Here is a 15,437-nt window from a genome sequence, read left to right as displayed (position 1 = left end):
TCATTGAAACACTGGAAGGTTTTGAAGGCACTGGAAAGCACATAAAGAAAAAAAAAGCAATCTAATAAAACGAATCCCAATCGCGCCCCGGCAGGCACGGAGTGCGATCGCCCAAGCTTCGGCGTGCGGACAAGGGAGCATGAATCTCAGCATGCTTATTGTAATAAATCTATTACAAAACAAATTTTTTTGGAAGCGTCTGGAATCGACAGACAAATTTTTGAAGAATTTGTAAGGAGGTCGTAAAAATAAAGTTAACTCGTCAGGGCTGTCATTAGTTATTAGTTTAGGACGCAAGTTTCAGGCGTTATGACTTTTGTTAACGTGGAGGTGTTTATTCCTACCTACTAAAGCAAATTTTTTAAGTATACTGTCAAAGGGAATTCATCAGCTTTCAACTGATGTTTTCCCTACATTAAACAATGTTATTAAGTGAGCAAAATTGGTGAATATGACTCAACAAGCTAATGGAGTTTGGATTTGGAATCTGTCAGATATTCGCAGCGATTATCTGGACAAACTTGTAGAACGCAAAGTTCAACGAATTTATCTCAAAGTTTTTGATGGTAATTTTCAAGGAAAACCTACTTTTTGGGATTGGCAGTGTTATCCAGAAATTATTCAGGATTTTAAGTCTCGTAATATCGAAGTTTATGGATGGGGATATCACTACGGTACTCCTGACATCGCTAGACAGGTCGTCAAAGTCAGGCAAGCTCTTAATTGTGGACTGGATGGCTATATCATTGATTTAGAAAAAGAAGTAGAAGACACCAAAACTCACGCAAATGTAGATAAACTTCTTTCGGCTCTGCGTATGCTCGTCAAGGAAGGAACTTTTGGATATACAAGTTTCGGAAATCCTCGACTTCATCCTAATGTTCCTTGGCAGATTTTAGATAAGTATTGCGATATGGCTTTGCCACAAATTTATTTTGAAAAATTCACTTTCAAACCTACAACTCCAGAAGAAGTTAAAGATTGTTTAGATGCTCATAAGAAGTTAGGCTTGAAAAAACCAATTCTGCCAATTTGGGGTTCGGAAAGTGATACCGCAAAACCCGCAACAGTCGCCGAACTTCAAGATTATTTGAACTACTATCCTGGTTCGTCAATTTGGCGTATTCCTAACGAAGGTGAACGAGGAGAAGCTTGGAATTTGATATATTCTGGCTTTGAACTACCAACCCTCAGACGCAATCTTCGTCAAGGAAGAGCAGGAGATGATGTCAAGGCTGTGCAAAAAGTGATGAATGCCAGAGGGTACAATGCAGGCAAAGTAGATGGGGATTTTGGTTCTCAAACGGAAGCTGCTGTCAGATCATTCCAGACACAAGCAGGTCTTTCTGTAGATGGGGAGGTTGGTAAACTGACTTGGACAGCCCTTGGTGGTAAGTTTGAGGGATGATGTTGACATCCTCCCCACGCCTAAAGGCGGGGGATTCCAAGAATCACTTCTTGGATTTCCTCTTTCCACGACTCGGCTTGTTCTGAGGAATTTCTTCACCAGAATAGAGGTCGATGTCTCCAGAGGCGATTAACGTTCCCGTGTGCCCCACGGTACGGGAGCCAGTCGCTTGCGGGGGTTCCCCCCGTTGTGCGACCTGGCGTAGTCCTCTCTCAAGTATGTTTCGTGCAGCGTTATGGTCTCTATCTTGAGTATGTCCACAATGCAAACAAGTATGCGTCCTAGCACTCAAAGACTTGTTGACGACCTTCCCGCAATTAGAACAGTTTTGGGAGGTGTAGTGGGGTGGAACAGCAACCGTGACCACGCCAAACACTTTTCCAAAATATTCAACCCAACTGCGAAACTGAGTCCACGCTGCATCAGATATCGATTTGGCAAGGTGTCGATTCCTCACCATGTTTCGCACCTTCAAGTCCTCATACGCCACGAGGTCGTTAGACATCACTACGCACCTTGCTGTCTTCACGGCAAAGTCTTTACGCTGGCGACTTACCTTGAGGTGTTTGCACCAGCAAGTCTGTTTCTAAACGGTTCTTGGAACCCTTCTTAGTCTTGGACAAACGACGTTGCAGTCGTTTCAAAGACTTTTCACTTGTGCGGAGATGACGCGGATTTGCAACAGTCTGGCCGTCAGAATCGGTGTAGAAGTGGTTCAAGCCAACATCAATGCCAACAGTTTTAAATGTTGGTTCCCGTTTCTCCAAACGTTCCTGGTCAATACAGAATTGGCGATAGTACCCATCTGCACGACGCACAACCCGCACTCGTTTAAACTGCTTCAACTGGTAGAAATGCAAATCGCGGGTTCCCCACATCTTGAAGGTTCCCGCCTCAAAACCATCAGTCAAGGTGATATACCGTCTGTCATTAGAAAGTTTCCAACCACTGGTTTTGTATTCAACAGAACCATGTGTTTGTTCTTTCTTAAAGCGTGGATATCCTTTCATTCCTGGCTTATTTTTCTTGCAGTTGTCGTAGAAACGAGATATTGCAGCCCAAGCTCGCTGTGCACTAGCTTGACGAGCCATAGAGTTAAGGTTGGCAGCAAACTCGAATTCTTTTGCAAGAACAGCACAATATGCACTCAAGTCATATTTGTCGATGTCTTTGTTGTCCATCCAGTATCTCAGGCAACTGTTCCGAACAAATCGGGCAGTACGGATAGCTTCATCCAGCTTTCCATACTGCTCCTTTGTTCCTTCCAATTTTGCCTCAAATACCAGCATCTTTACGCTCAACTGTATAGCGTAATTATAGCACAGATATCTTGACGGGGAATAAATTCCCCTAAGCCCTGACGGGCACGCTGCGCGAACGGGTTTCATCCCCATGCATAAATGCAGGGGCTTTCACCCTTCGATTCTCGGTAAACCACACGAGACGAGTGGCTAAACTCCTCAACTTTTTTCAATGAACAATAACAAGTCAGTAGAGATACCGTAGAATATATATCTTTGCGCGAGGTGAGCTATGGCGATTCTAGAATTGCAAGATGGAACACGATACACTGATTTGCAAGACATTTCCCGCGAATTAGCACCCCTAAACATCCAACTTAATCGCTGGGCTGTGGGAGATAGTCAACAATTGCGTCAACTAATAGCACAAGATAGCCTCAACGAGGATGAGAAAGAACAAGTCTTAAAATCTCTAGATGGCTATTTTGAGCAACTTCAACAAACAGCAGGCTATCAAACCCGCGATCTCATCGTCCTGCATCCAGGTATCCCTAACCTTGATGCACTGCTGACGAAGTTTGACAAAATTCATACTCATTCAGAAGATGAAGTACGCTATATCGTAGACGGAGAAGGGATTTTTGGTTTTGTCCGACCTGATGGAACTCAAGTAGAATTGACAGTACAGCCAGAAGAGTACATCAACGTACCTACGGGAACTGAACACTGGTTTTATCTGACTCCAGCAAGGCGGATTAAAGCAGTGCGGTATTTTACTGGAACAGAAGGTTGGACTCCCGAGTACACAGGTACAGAAATTCGCACTCGTCAGGCTATAGCGTGAAATACATTCGCTGATGAAGTGAGGCGGATAGTTTTTTGTGACTTCGACTTTTTAAAAGTGGGTGACTACCTACCAAGATAGTGGAACTAATCTAATCAAATGAAAAGCTCAACGCAAGACGATCCCCGTCTTGAACTTATCTGTGCTGCCCGTCACTTCTACCAACAAAGATGGATGGTAGGAACTGCGGGAAATCTCTCAGCTCGTTTGCCCGATGGTAGCTTCTGGATTACAGCCAGTGGTCGATCTAAAGGAGAATTAGAACCTGGTGATTTTGTGCGTATTCATCCAAACGGCAATGTGGAACAACCCTCACCCGATGTGAAGCCTTCAGCTGAAACAGCTATTCACCAAGTTGTCTATGCCCTATTTCCTGAAGCTAACAGCTGCTACCACGTCCACTCAGTTGAAGCAAATTTGGTTTCTCGGTTTGTCAAAGGTGATACCTTGCCCCTACCACCGTTGGAGATGCTCAAAGGGCTGGGAGTGTGGGAAGAAAACCCCGATTGTGGTATGCCGATATTCGCCAATCATTTACAGGTTTCCCGCATTGCTGATCAGATAAAAGAGCGCTTTACAAGAACTTCTGCGCAACTCCCGGCTTTACTCATCCGCGACCACGGTGTTACAGTTTGGGCATCTTCGCCCAAAACTGCCTGTAATTACATTGAGTTAGTAGAATACATTTTCCGCTACATAGTCGCAGCAAAAGGAGTGGGTATTTGGGGATCTGAAAATGCTTAGTTGTAATTCTTGACAGCGGACAGACTCTAACCATCCCAACTGTGGCAGCTTGATTTGGTTGCCTCTTAAAAATTGAGACTTCCCTAGTTGGGGATAAACAAATGACCGCATTCTGTATCGATGAATCGATGATAAGAATGTCGATGCACCAATGGCATTTCCACTCTTCCGCGCCAATTGCGAGTGCGATCGCCCTTTTTCGGTTTGATCCAACTTTTTCGCGTTGCTCCCGTTTGGTTATTATCTTTGCAATGCGTATGCGTTTTTCATTGTGGTCAAACGACCAAGGGTCTTGTTTTCCAAACGAGCCAAAATTGACAAGCGGTCTTCATTGATAATACGGCGTGTGGTTATTCGGTCTGGATAACACCTCATGAACATATTTGTAAAGTGCGTTCCGTAGTGGATATGCTCATCGCTTGACGGATCAAACAGCGGGCGGACACAAGCATCGAAATTGGGCTCATGGAAGTACGCTAGCGCAAATCGCTCCCTCGTGTTTAGCCTGACTTTATGCGGCGTTGAGAGTAGGTAGCCATTACTCAGGAACTGCAGAATATCGCCAGGAAACACGGTCAGTACACTTGGCACAGGCTTCACAAAGGTCCAAGGATCATCGTTTTCATACATACCTGCCATGCTTTCGGTCGATAACCAATTTCTGTTTCTCTTTTCCCCTTCGACCGGTGGACGTATATAGAGACCACCCACGTCATCCTGGGCTGCGATGACCAATAGCCCGTAGTCGGTATGTGCGCCGATCCCCCTCGCCGATTTTTGGGATAGCGTCGGAAATCGCAATACGCGCATATGGTGCCAACCATCCCTGGTCAATTTCGTTAAAGCGTTAATATCATCCAGCCCCAACCCCAGAGCCGTCAATTTCAGCAGTGATAAAAAATGCTATCTAGCGACTACTTTGACTGCTTTAATTCTGCGTACTTGCATTTAGTGATGTCGTAACTAGCTAAGTACAACATTTCGCAAGTTCATGAGGAATTAACCAGCCGCAAGTCTCAAGTCCTGGGCAAAAGAAACGCTACGAATTTATGAAATTCTGCACTAAGCAAATAAAGAGTCTATCAAGGGCAGCAAAGATGAAGAAAATTCCGACTTAGTAACAAAGCCATCTGCACCTACAACCTTAGCTGCAGCACGCTCTTCGTTACTATCGTTCAACGTTAAAAAGATGACGTATGGTGCATTTGGCTGCGCTTTTATAAGGCGTGTTGCTTCCAGACCATTCATTTCAGGCATCGCTAAATCGATGAGTACCAAATCAGGGCACAATAGAGGAATTAGCTCCAGCGCTTCTGTTGCGGACAGAACAGACCCGACAACCTCCAGCCGCTTATCCATTGCTAAAAAACGGGTTGCGGATTTGAGAAAAGTAAGGCTGTCGTCTACTAGAAGAATGCGCAGAGGTGGCATCAGTTTATTAGTGTGTTTCCAAGGGGGAAACCACTGTCAGAGTGTAAATTGCTTGAATGCAAAACTTGCAACTAAAGGCAGTTATGCCTTCTGCTTGACTTTGCGGAAAGTCTGTACTTTCTGCACTCAATCTAATACCTAAATTACGCTAAATCAGTTGAGAACCCAATCAGGAAAACCCTGAGTTGTGAGGAGAAAAGTCCTGAGTCTCGCTCAAGATCCGCACTGTTCAACTCAGGACTAGTATTATTTAAGTATCAGGCAGCAGCAATCCTATACGAAGGGCGTAACGTACTAGACCTGCAACATCATGAATGCCCAGGCGTTTCATCAGTTGAATTTTCTCTATGAAGTTGAGCTTAATTCCACCCCCCTGTAGTCCCCCCTTACCAAGGGGGGGACGCCAAAGGCGGGGGGTAATTATTAAGCCCATTGTTACAGAGAATTGGTATTAATCGCTCTGATAGTCAGAACCCTAAATCTATCTAATATCAAGTATTATCGTTACTTGATTGCACCTACCAAAGCGAAGGCATATTAAATTACGCTCATAAGTCCCCATTTACATCTTGCCATCTTTGTCAATGTGTAAGTTCTATTTTTTACCTATCTTTTAAACTCATATCAGCGATAATTTAATCAAGAAAATGCAATAGGTAATTTTTTTAAACCTCGCATTGCTAAATTAGGTATCCACTCAAGTTTGGAGGAATTTAGATGTATATTTGGGAAGTTTTGGACAAGAGAGTTAATGGCGACTTTGGTTTCCAAGCGAGTTAGAACTGCACCAAGACAAAAGTGGATACCTAATCCCAATCCTAAATGACGGTTGTCTTGCCGAGAAATGTCTAGTTTACTTGGCTGGTGAAAACGTTCTGGGTCGTGGTTGCCTGCGTGTAACAGACAATAAATCTTTTGTCCGGCTTGAATATTTTGTCCATTGATGTGCGTATCTAATTTAGCTCGACGAACGACGCTAAAAGCAGGCCCACAATACCGAAATACTTCTTCAACTGCGCTGTCGATTAAGGCTGGATTGTCTTTGAGTTTGTTTAACTCGGCAGGGTTTTGTAATAGTGCAAGTATACCATTAGCAATTAAGTGTGTTGTAGTTTCGTAAGCACCAGCCATCATGACAATACACATGGTAGCAACTTCTTGAGTACTAAGTTGAGCCGAACAATAGGAAGCGTTGGCTAATTGATTGATTAAACTATCACTCTTAGAACTACGATGTTCTTCCACTAGCATGTGAAAGTATGTAATACATTTTACCAAGTTTTGGTAAGTTGCATTAATCGCCTCATCGCTAGCATTGTCAGCTCCAAGTAGAGTAAATATACTACTACTCCAATCTTTTAGTTCTGTAATATGCGTTCGCGATATGCCAAACATCTTTGCCGTCACCAGCGCAGGGAGGGGAACTGCAAAATCTTGAATTAGTTCCATTTCTCCCTTAGCACTAACGTTTTTAATCAGTTCCCAAGTCAAATCTTCAATGCAAAGCTTATAACTTTCCATCAGTGAGGGAGTGAACACTCCAGACACAATATTGCGTAGAAATGTGTGCCTGGGAGGGTCAGAAAAAACCATCCAACTGGCAAAAAAGTTATTGCAAAAATTTAGTTTCTCCTGCAGTGCAGGCGACCCTCCCCTAGCAATTTGACCATTTCTATCCACCGAAAAATTCGCATTTCGAATCGTGGTTGAAATATCCTGATAACGTGTTAATACCCAAGACTCTAGACGAGTACACCAATAAACAGGATGATTTAAGCGCATCTCATCTAAAGTAGGTTCTGGTTGTGCGTAGAAATCAGGGCTAAATAAATCGTATATTTGCACAAGTGACATACGTAAGTTTAACCCATACTTGCTTCTTTACCTTCAGCACTTCCGTTCCCGCGACGCGCCCTTTTTAATGACTTTGTAGAACGCAATATTTCAATTCTCGGAGCAATAACTATATATCTAGAACCACAATACTTAGCTTTAAAATTCTTCATCCAACCATGATGGCTAAGTACACCTTTTGCATCAAACCCAACAACAGATACACCGCTACGGTCGTAGCTTCCTGATAAGAGAAAACACCAATAGGTTTGGTCGGGAAATTCATCAAAATAATATTTAAAAGTTGCTGCGAATGCAAGATATCTTCTCAAATCCATGCCATGAAGACCTTCATCTTCATAGACTCGCTTGCTGAAAAGCCCAGTTTCGTTAATTAATTCCGGTGTTTTACTATTAGAGGCGATAAACCATTGGTCTTCTGAAACCATCGTATTTCTAATCATGGTTTCATTCTCGAAATTTACATTAGCTTTAATGCCAAACCTATCACAAAGTTGCTGCATCGTCAGCTTTGCAGGTAAATAAATCAACAATTCATTCGTTTTTGATAATTCGCCTATCTCTTCTTCTGTAAAAGGACATTCAGAAATAGCAATATCTCCATAAAGACTTTTTACATAAGAGGCTAACTCTTGTTTTTGATTAGATGGCGATTGCTTGAGTTGGGAATCTAATAATGCAGTTGATGATGTATGCAGCATTTTTTCTCACAAAGACTAATGTTTAATTGATGTCAATTGTTTATAACAAAACCATTCAAATCGCAACCCGAAATTCAACCAAATACACAAGGGTGAACGAGAGAAAACCAATCGAAAAGACATTGTACTTTTTGTGAAGTATCAAAGTTTTGAGATAAAAGTATTTGATAGACTCGACAACCTCCAGCCGCTTATCCATTGCTAAAAAACGGGTTGCGGATTAGAGAAAAGCAAGGCTATCGTCTACTAAAAGAATGTGCAGAGGTGGCATCAATTTATGAGTGCGTTTCCAACCGGGAAACCACTATCAGAGTGTAAATTGCTTGAATGCAAAACTTACAACTAAAGGCAGTTTATGCCTTCTGCTTGACTTTGAGGAAAGTCTGTACTTTCTGCACTCAATCTAATACCTAAATTACGCTAAATCAGTTGAGAACACAATCAGGGAAACCCTGAGTTGTGAGGAGAAAAGTCCTGAGTCTCGCTCAAGATCCGCACTGTTCAACTCAGGACTAGTATTATTTAAGTATCAGGCAGCACCAATCCTATACGAACGGCGTAACGTACTAGACCTGTCTAGCTTGAAAATGGGTGTAAAGGGTGTAGGGGTATAGAATAAAAAACCTCTTTCATCTTTGGTGGGTGAAACTTGTTTCATAGGGACTGCCCTCTACTTCGTTAAAAGGGGGGGCTTGTATCCCATTATTTTTGGTCAACTACTAGTTAAATTTAAACTAATAACTCCTGCAATAATTAATACCATTGAAATAATTTTAGTTAGAGAAATAGATTCTCTAAAGTATAAGATACCAACCATTGATATGATCATTGTTCCCACACCTGACCAAACAGCATAAGCTACACCAATATCTAATTTTTTTAATGCAATGGTTACAGAAATTAAACTCATAGCATAAAAGACAAATATTAAAATGCTGGGCAGAGGTTTCGTAAAGCCTGCTGAAAATTTCATGAATGTGGTTCCAGAAACCTCAAAAATAATACCTAAAACAAGATATAACCAACTCAACAATGTTTTTCCCTTTTTACTTATACGTTTTAGCAACATTTTTTCTAATCGCATTAAATCAACTGAAAGAAATTTAATTAATAAACTAAGCATTGCAAATCAACTTCTACCAATTGCTATAACCTCTGTCACAAATGAATCCTTTGTAAGGGTGTAGGATTGTCGCCCTTACAAAGCTTTTCAATGAAAGTAAATCAGTGATACGATCTACTAACATTGAGTGCTTGTTATTAGAAATGCTTCGACTTAAATCCGGCTTGCACTAGCCAATCGATTACGTCCTGCGTAATCTATATGAATTTGAATATCTTGATAACCTCCTTGAGTTTGGAGGAGTTGAGTAACTACCTCGGCTTGACCTACCATCATTTCCAGTAACCATACTCCACCAGAAATAAGGTAATCAGGTGCAAACTTAAGCAGATGACGAACATGTTCTAGACCGTCTACTCCGCCACCATATACCGCAAATTGGGGTTCGTAAGCCACTTCAGGTTGCATTTTTTGAGCAAAAGAAGTGGGAACATAAGGAGGATTGGCAATCATTCCACTAAACTTACCTTTAAGGTGTGCTAATGGTTCAAACCAAGAACCTTGATAAAAATTAATTCTATCTGCCACTCCGTAACGTTTTGCATTCGCTTTTGCTACATTCAAAGCAGCTGCATCGCAATCAACGGCATGAATAATAATATCAGGGAAAGCATCAGCAAGTGCTATGGCAATTGCCCCACTACCTGTACCCAAATCTGCCCAGTGTCCTTGAGTCAAATTTAGTGAGGAGTTTTTAACAGCTGCAATTGCCATATCAATTAACCCCTCGGTTTCAGGGCGTGGAATCAGCACATCTGGAGAAACTAATAGAGAAAATTTTCTCCACTTAGCTAGTCCAATTAAGTATTCTACAGGTACGCGATCGTTCAGCCTTTTGTTCCAAAGACTAGATACGTCTGACATGGAAGATGAAAGCAAAATTTCGTCTTGGCTTTTGAAAGTTTCTGATTGCAAAGCCAGATGTTCAAGACCTGTAATATTTTCTAGTAACCAATCAAGTTCACCAACAGGAACATCAGCCGCAAGTGCTTCTTGCTTTGCTTGGTTACGCCACTGCCACAGGTCTATTCCCGAAATTTTTTGGACTTTAACTTCAGACACCATAAGTCAACCTCAAAAGATAATCAAAGATAAAAATGTTTCTAATTCAGCAAACTGATCAAGTTTTAGTTATTCTCTAATGACAAACTTTTTTTACTAAAAAGCTTGTCAAAGAACTTCTTATAAAATGACCAATAAGAAGATTCTAAATTCTCTATTTTGCCAACAATTGTACTATGGTAATTTCTTAATTCATTAATGGGTAGTGCTGGATTAAAGTGATGCTCTATGTGATAATTATTACCATTTACATACCATATTAAAAATTTAGATGCCTGAATTGTACGAGTGTTGTGAAAAGGATTTGTTGTTTGATTATCGCAGCCAAAATGTTCTGGTAATTCAATCAACGCATGTATTGGCCCTGTAAATATAATTAAAGGTATTAGCCAAGTATCGAGTAAAATTGTTGTCTGCCATAAAATTGAGAGAACAAGCATGATAATTATCAAACATACTATGAGACAATATTCATTACGAATACGGTGTGCAATTTTAGGCGATACATCCTCCCTTAATTTACCAACCAAAGTTGCACAAATATTTTCAACAACTCCAGAGTAATGCCCCAGCATAGAAAGATGAAGGATAAATCCTGAAATTGATGTTAGTTTCTCATAATTGTAATTGAAGGTTTCTTTGTCTTCAGGTGTTCCCAATACCGAATGATGATGACCATGTAGAGCTTTATAAAGGGAAAAAGAAACTAACATGGGAAGACCTAAAAGTGTTCCTACCAAACGATTGACACGCTCATTGAAAAAAATTATATGATGAGTGAGTTCATGTTCAAGTTCAATACTGTGTGCAAACATCATGCCTAACAACAATTGAGGCAATAATTTGACTGGATATGGAATTATCACAACTGCAATGATAAATCCAATACTTAAAACGATCAAAATTGACAGTTTCCGAAAAAAAGAGTCCAGAATTTCGTCTTTTTTGTTTGGCGTAGTTTTGACAATTAGCTCCTTGTCACCAAAAGCTAACTTAGTTTCTGGCATGATTATTTACCTCTAATATGGTCTAATTAGTTCACAAAATTTTTTACAATCTGTTTCAGAACAGAGTTTGAAACCAAGTATTACAAGTAGTTATATGGCAACTCTAATGACTTGAGCTATTTCGAGATTTTCAACTATTACAACTAAACTGCTAAAGCTGTTTCTAAACTGCGTAGTTCTTGCTGAACTTGTTGAAAAAATTTGGTCTGAATATAAGCAAATTCCGCAAAACCTTGTCCTGCCCATTCTATGATTTGCTGTTCTGATACGTTGGAATAGCGCACAACATAATTAAGAGCAGCAAAAGCTTCGGCAGAGTGTTTTAGTTCAACTCCCTTAATATCAGAAGTTCCATGAATCACAATCCAATACCAAGGGCTAACTGTTCCTTGTTGAAAACTGACTTTACTATTTCGGATAAAACGACCAAAACTGTTATTCCGATGTTGAGAAAAAAGTACATCATTAATAATTCCAAACTCGTTATCTCCTACAGTTTCTGTAGCAACATGGAATCCAATGGCGCTGACAAGACTTTCAAGGCTATCAGGTTCAGCTTTGTAAGCTGTTTTGACATAGCAGATGATGTCTGAAAGCCAAGTTCCTGACTGATAAATTGTATTGATTTCTGCTTGAGATAAATTTGCATATTCAGCTAGTTTGTCTAGCAAAGCATAAGATAGCGTGCCATGAGAAACGCCAGTTCTTGGATCTGTGAATTCTTCGATAGATGCTGCAAGTACTTTTGCCGCAACATCCATTGAACGTCCGGCGTGCATTGGAACGGAACAGGTTGGATCTTGCAAAAGATGACTGGAACTGATTGTTCCGGCTAGGGTTGGTACCGATGAACTGAAGGTTCTACCATAGCAGACATATCTTTGCATAAAAAGATAAAGTGCTCTTGGTGTTTTCGCCGCCTCTACGCAAGCTGCTTTCATTACATCATTAATTGCGTCAATATCAAGCCAAGGTTGAAAATTTTCTAATGTAATCATTTTTTCATTAGTAAAGCTATGGTTATCCTAGAATGGAAAATTTCAACAGAAATTTTCAGGTAAAAACCCTATTCTGCATTTTTCAAAAGCTAGCTCTGATCATTTCAGGCATGGCTAAATCGATTAGTACCAAATCAGGGCACAATAGAGGAACCAGCTCCAGCGCTTCTGTTGCGGGCACAACAGACCCGACAACCTCCAGCCGCTTATCCATTGCTAAAAAACGGGTTGCGGATTTGAGAAAAGCAAGGCGCTGTCGTCTACTAGAAGAATGCGCACAGATGGCATCAGTTTATTAGTGTGTTTCCAACCGGGAAACCACTGTCAGAGTGTAAATTGCTTGAATGCAAAACTTGCAACTCAAGGCAGTTATGCCTTCTGCTTGACTTTGAGGAAAGTCTGTACTTTGTGCACTCAATCTAATACCTAAATTACGCTAAATCAGTTGAGAACCCAATCAGGAAAACCCTGAGTTCTCAGGAGAAAACCCCTGAGTCTCGCTCTTGTCCGCACTGTTCAACTCAGGGCTAGTATTATTTAAGTATCAGGCAGCACCAATCCTATACGAACGGCGTAACGTACTAGACCTGCAACATCATGAATGCCCAGGCGTTTCATCAGTTGCATACGGTGGGTTTCGACTGTTTTGACACTGATATACAATACCTCAGCAATTTCTTTTGTTGTCCGCCCTTCCGCAATCAATTGCAAAATTTCTCGCTGGCGCGATGTCAATTGTTCAACACAATTAGACTCATCACCTACCCGCCGCAAGTAATCTCCAATCACATGCTTTGAAACCTCTGGGCTGAGATAGGTTTCACCTTGAGAAATCGCCCTGAGTGCCAGTTCTAGTTCACTAATAGCAGCGTCCTTAAGCACATAACCCATTGCCCCTCTACGCAATGACTGCAACACGTATTCTTCATTCGCGTGCATAGAGAGAATAATCACCCGCACCTTGGGACAGTCCTTGACCACACGGGAGGTTGCTTCTAACCCATTCATCTTGGGCATCGCAATATCCATCAAAACCACATCCGGCTGATGGACTTCTATCAAGTGCAGTGCTTCATGACCATCTCCTGCTTCTGCAACCACTTCTATTCCCTCAATATTTTGCAGCAATGCACGTAATCCTGCGCGCACTAGGGTATGGTTGTCTGCCAGTAAAACACGAATCTGTTTCATGGTTGGGGCTGCACTCATCTAGCCTATTGTAACGGGAAACACACATGAATCTTAGTCCCCCACTGATGCACGGATTCAATGTTGAATTGACTACCTACCAGCAGAGCACGCTCTTCCATTCCCAGCAAACCTAAACTCCCACCATGAGTAGCTCGTTCCCGCGCCGCCTCCACATTAAACCCAATACCATCATCATTAATGACTAAGTGCAGTTGGGCGTCCTGCTGTCGTAATTCAACGGTGACTCGTTGTGCTTGCGCGTGTCGCACCACGTTGGTCAATGCTTCTTGGACAATACGAAAGCATGTGGTTTCTAGGTTCGGCAAAAGTTTTCTCTCTAAAGGAGAAGCAACAAATTCTCCGATAATTCCTCCACGTTGACTCTGACGATCTACATACCACCGTAGCGCTGCCACCAGTCCTAGATCATCAAGTAATGAGGGTCGCAAATCGAGCGAGAGGCTGCGTACCTGCTGCAGAGCAACTTCAACAATGCTTGTGCTCTCTTGTAGCAGTAATGCAATCTCGCTTTTACTTGACAAATGCTGTACGCCTTGCAAATTGATTTTAACTGCCGTCAAAGCCTGACCAATTTCATCGTGTAATTCACGGGCAATATAACGCCGCTCAGCCTCCTGCGCCTCGATCAACTTTTGCGAAAGAATTTGCAATCGTTCCTGCGTCTTTTGCTGTATCTTCTCTGCTCGTTTGCGCTCGGTGATGTCGCGACCAATTGCCAAATGTAATAATTTTCCATCTTGCTGATTACATAATGGGACAGAATGAGTTTCCATCCATCGGTGGCTGCCTCTGCATCCAATGATCTCGAACTCAAGAGTGCCCTTGTTCCCTTGGCAAACACTTTCATGGAAAGCCTGGAACGCCTTTGTGTACTTACTCGCCACAAAGGAGTATATCGACTTGCCAATTATGGAATCAGCGCTTTCTACTTCAATCATGACCAGCCCAGCAGGATTGATCTCAAGTATGGAGCCGTCAGCTTCAATTAGCTTTACACACTCTGGTTCGGCGTTGATGATGGTACGCAAATGATTCTCGCTTTGCCGTAGTGCCTCTTCCCCTCGCTGGTGTTGTGTAATGTTACGGCTGATAAAGTAGTACAGCAAAATCAAGAGCGCCAAATTCAGGAAGGTTGCTAAGAAGAATGTAGCACTCATCTTTTGGAAGCTTGCTTTCGACTCCTGACTACGCTGCTGCAATAATTCGTTCTCTACCTTCTCCATCTGGGTAATTAGCCGTCGGATATCATCCATGAGCTTCTTTCCCCTTCCAGACAGAACTACTTGCTGCGCGGGTTCAATTCCCTTCTCCTGCCTTAGGGCAATTGTCTTTTGGAGTTCGTTAAGTTTCTCGGCTACCTTGCGCTCAAGAGAAAGAATCCGACGTTGCTGGCTTGAGTTATCTGCAGTTAATTGCCTGATATTTTTAATATTTCCATTAATTTGAGAGAGTGCAGCGAAGTATGGTTCCAGATAATGTTTATCTCCTGTGAGCACGTAGCCACGTTGCCCTGTCTCGGCATCCTTCAGCGTCGAGAGTGTATTTTCAAGTTCAGTAAGAACTTGATGAGTGTGTGCTACCCAATACTCATTCTCAATCACCTTGAGCGTGTTTTGATACGAAATTACAGCATTAACAACTACAACTGCCAACACCATCCCAAATCCTGCTCTAAGCTGTTTTCTGATAGCTCTTTTCATACTGTATCTCTTTGCTCAGAAAAGGTTACTACAGCCCGGTGTAAAGCAAGAGTTCGTGCCACTAGCTAACAAGCTGTTAAATGCTGTACTTCAAATATAAACTTACAACATA

At 41.8% G+C, this 15,437-nt stretch carries 14 protein-coding genes and 1 pseudogene; 3 read left to right on the top strand and 12 right to left on the bottom strand.

The features are described from left to right. Positions 1 to 451: 451 nt before the first annotated feature. Positions 452 to 1,408: a peptidoglycan-binding domain-containing protein gene (locus V5G28_RS28720; RefSeq protein WP_332996805.1), complete on the top strand. Its 957-nt coding sequence runs from the start codon at positions 452 to 454 to the stop codon at positions 1,406 to 1,408. A gap of 43 nt (positions 1,409 to 1,451) precedes the next feature. Here the strand turns inward: V5G28_RS28720 and V5G28_RS28715 are convergent. Further along, a pseudogene (locus V5G28_RS28715) lies at positions 1,452 to 2,697 on the bottom strand (RNA-guided endonuclease InsQ/TnpB family protein). 244 nt (positions 2,698 to 2,941) lie between these two features. On the opposite strand from V5G28_RS28715, the gene V5G28_RS28710 reads away from it, so the two are divergent. Together V5G28_RS28710 and mtnB are read left to right on the top strand one after the other, a co-directional pair. Further along, complete coding sequence (locus V5G28_RS28710; RefSeq protein ID WP_332996801.1) at positions 2,942 to 3,493, top strand: 1,2-dihydroxy-3-keto-5-methylthiopentene dioxygenase; 552 nt, start codon at positions 2,942 to 2,944, stop codon at positions 3,491 to 3,493. A gap of 99 nt (positions 3,494 to 3,592) precedes the next feature. Further along, complete coding sequence (mtnB, locus tag V5G28_RS28705) at positions 3,593 to 4,237, top strand: methylthioribulose 1-phosphate dehydratase (protein WP_332996799.1); 645 nt, start codon at positions 3,593 to 3,595, stop codon at positions 4,235 to 4,237. A 240-nt stretch (positions 4,238 to 4,477) separates the two neighbouring features. Here the strand turns inward: mtnB and V5G28_RS28700 are convergent, their stop codons facing one another. The 11 genes from V5G28_RS28700 to V5G28_RS28650 all read right to left on the bottom strand — a co-directional run bounded on the left by V5G28_RS28700 (position 4,478) and on the right by V5G28_RS28650 (position 15,325). Next, on the bottom strand, positions 4,478 to 5,119 hold the full coding sequence (locus V5G28_RS28700) for a 2OG-Fe(II) oxygenase family protein (protein ID WP_332996797.1): 642 nt from the start codon (positions 5,117 to 5,119) through the stop codon (positions 4,478 to 4,480). Positions 5,120 to 5,299: 180 nt separating this feature from the next. Continuing rightward, positions 5,300 to 5,668 (bottom strand): response regulator, encoded by a 369-nt coding sequence (locus V5G28_RS28695; protein ID WP_332996795.1) that lies wholly within the window; start codon positions 5,666 to 5,668, stop codon positions 5,300 to 5,302. A 250-nt stretch (positions 5,669 to 5,918) separates the two neighbouring features. Next, the gene (locus tag V5G28_RS28690) at positions 5,919 to 6,101 is read right to left on the bottom strand and encodes a hypothetical protein (protein ID WP_332996793.1); all 183 of its coding nucleotides are present in this window, start codon (positions 6,099 to 6,101) and stop codon (positions 5,919 to 5,921) included. A gap of 206 nt (positions 6,102 to 6,307) precedes the next feature. Beyond that, the gene (locus V5G28_RS28685; RefSeq protein ID WP_336231403.1) at positions 6,308 to 7,513 is read right to left on the bottom strand and encodes a cytochrome P450; all 1,206 of its coding nucleotides are present in this window, start codon (positions 7,511 to 7,513) and stop codon (positions 6,308 to 6,310) included. A gap of 17 nt (positions 7,514 to 7,530) precedes the next feature. After that, positions 7,531 to 8,223: a hypothetical protein gene (locus V5G28_RS28680; RefSeq protein ID WP_332996789.1), complete on the bottom strand. Its 693-nt coding sequence runs from the start codon at positions 8,221 to 8,223 to the stop codon at positions 7,531 to 7,533. 712 nt (positions 8,224 to 8,935) lie between these two features. Then, positions 8,936 to 9,346: a DMT family transporter gene (locus V5G28_RS28675; RefSeq protein ID WP_332996787.1), complete on the bottom strand. Its 411-nt coding sequence runs from the start codon at positions 9,344 to 9,346 to the stop codon at positions 8,936 to 8,938. Between the two features lie 153 nt (positions 9,347 to 9,499). Further along, on the bottom strand, positions 9,500 to 10,411 hold the full coding sequence (prmC, locus tag V5G28_RS28670) for a peptide chain release factor N(5)-glutamine methyltransferase (protein ID WP_332996785.1): 912 nt from the start codon (positions 10,409 to 10,411) through the stop codon (positions 9,500 to 9,502). Between the two features lie 62 nt (positions 10,412 to 10,473). Then, complete coding sequence (locus V5G28_RS28665) at positions 10,474 to 11,415, bottom strand: fatty acid desaturase family protein (RefSeq protein WP_332996784.1); 942 nt, start codon at positions 11,413 to 11,415, stop codon at positions 10,474 to 10,476. A 143-nt stretch (positions 11,416 to 11,558) separates the two neighbouring features. Beyond that, a complete protein-coding gene (locus V5G28_RS28660) occupies positions 11,559 to 12,413 on the bottom strand; it encodes a hypothetical protein (protein WP_332996781.1) in 855 nt (284 codons plus the stop codon). Positions 12,414 to 12,950: 537 nt separating this feature from the next. Then, positions 12,951 to 13,604, bottom strand: a complete 654-nt coding sequence (locus V5G28_RS28655; RefSeq protein WP_096570624.1) for a response regulator — start codon at positions 13,602 to 13,604, stop codon at positions 12,951 to 12,953. Between the two features lie 23 nt (positions 13,605 to 13,627). Continuing rightward, positions 13,628 to 15,325 (bottom strand): CHASE3 domain-containing protein, encoded by a 1,698-nt coding sequence (locus tag V5G28_RS28650; protein ID WP_332996778.1) that lies wholly within the window; start codon positions 15,323 to 15,325, stop codon positions 13,628 to 13,630. Positions 15,326 to 15,437: the final 112 nt, after the last annotated feature.

The sequence above is a fragment of the Scytonema sp. PRP1 genome, from assembly GCF_036697665.2.
Classification (GTDB): domain Bacteria; phylum Cyanobacteriota; class Cyanobacteriia; order Cyanobacteriales; family Nostocaceae; genus Kalymmatonema; species Kalymmatonema gypsitolerans.
The sequence above is the reverse complement of the archived record's forward strand: the minus strand, read 5'-3'. Positions and strand labels throughout refer to the sequence as shown.

Coding starts and splice junctions, on each gene's coding strand:
- V5G28_RS28720 (WP_332996805.1), top strand. CDS start 452: ATGACTCAACAAGCTAATGGAGTTTGGATTTGGAATCTGTCAGATATT.
- V5G28_RS28710 (WP_332996801.1), top strand. CDS start 2,942: ATGGCGATTCTAGAATTGCAAGATGGAACACGATACACTGATTTGCAA.
- mtnB (WP_332996799.1), top strand. CDS start 3,593: ATGAAAAGCTCAACGCAAGACGATCCCCGTCTTGAACTTATCTGTGCT.
- V5G28_RS28695 (WP_332996795.1), bottom strand. CDS start 5,668: ATGCCACCTCTGCGCATTCTTCTAGTAGACGACAGCCTTACTTTTCTC.
- V5G28_RS28690 (WP_332996793.1), bottom strand. CDS start 6,101: ATGGGCTTAATAATTACCCCCCGCCTTTGGCGTCCCCCCCTTGGTAAG.
- V5G28_RS28680 (WP_332996789.1), bottom strand. CDS start 8,223: ATGCTGCATACATCATCAACTGCATTATTAGATTCCCAACTCAAGCAA.
- V5G28_RS28675 (WP_332996787.1), bottom strand. CDS start 9,346: ATGCTTAGTTTATTAATTAAATTTCTTTCAGTTGATTTAATGCGATTA.
- prmC (WP_332996785.1), bottom strand. CDS start 10,411: ATGGTGTCTGAAGTTAAAGTCCAAAAAATTTCGGGAATAGACCTGTGG.
- V5G28_RS28665 (WP_332996784.1), bottom strand. CDS start 11,415: ATGCCAGAAACTAAGTTAGCTTTTGGTGACAAGGAGCTAATTGTCAAA.
- V5G28_RS28660 (WP_332996781.1), bottom strand. CDS start 12,413: ATGATTACATTAGAAAATTTTCAACCTTGGCTTGATATTGACGCAATT.
- V5G28_RS28655 (WP_096570624.1), bottom strand. CDS start 13,604: ATGAAACAGATTCGTGTTTTACTGGCAGACAACCATACCCTAGTGCGC.
- V5G28_RS28650 (WP_332996778.1), bottom strand. CDS start 15,325: ATGAAAAGAGCTATCAGAAAACAGCTTAGAGCAGGATTTGGGATGGTG.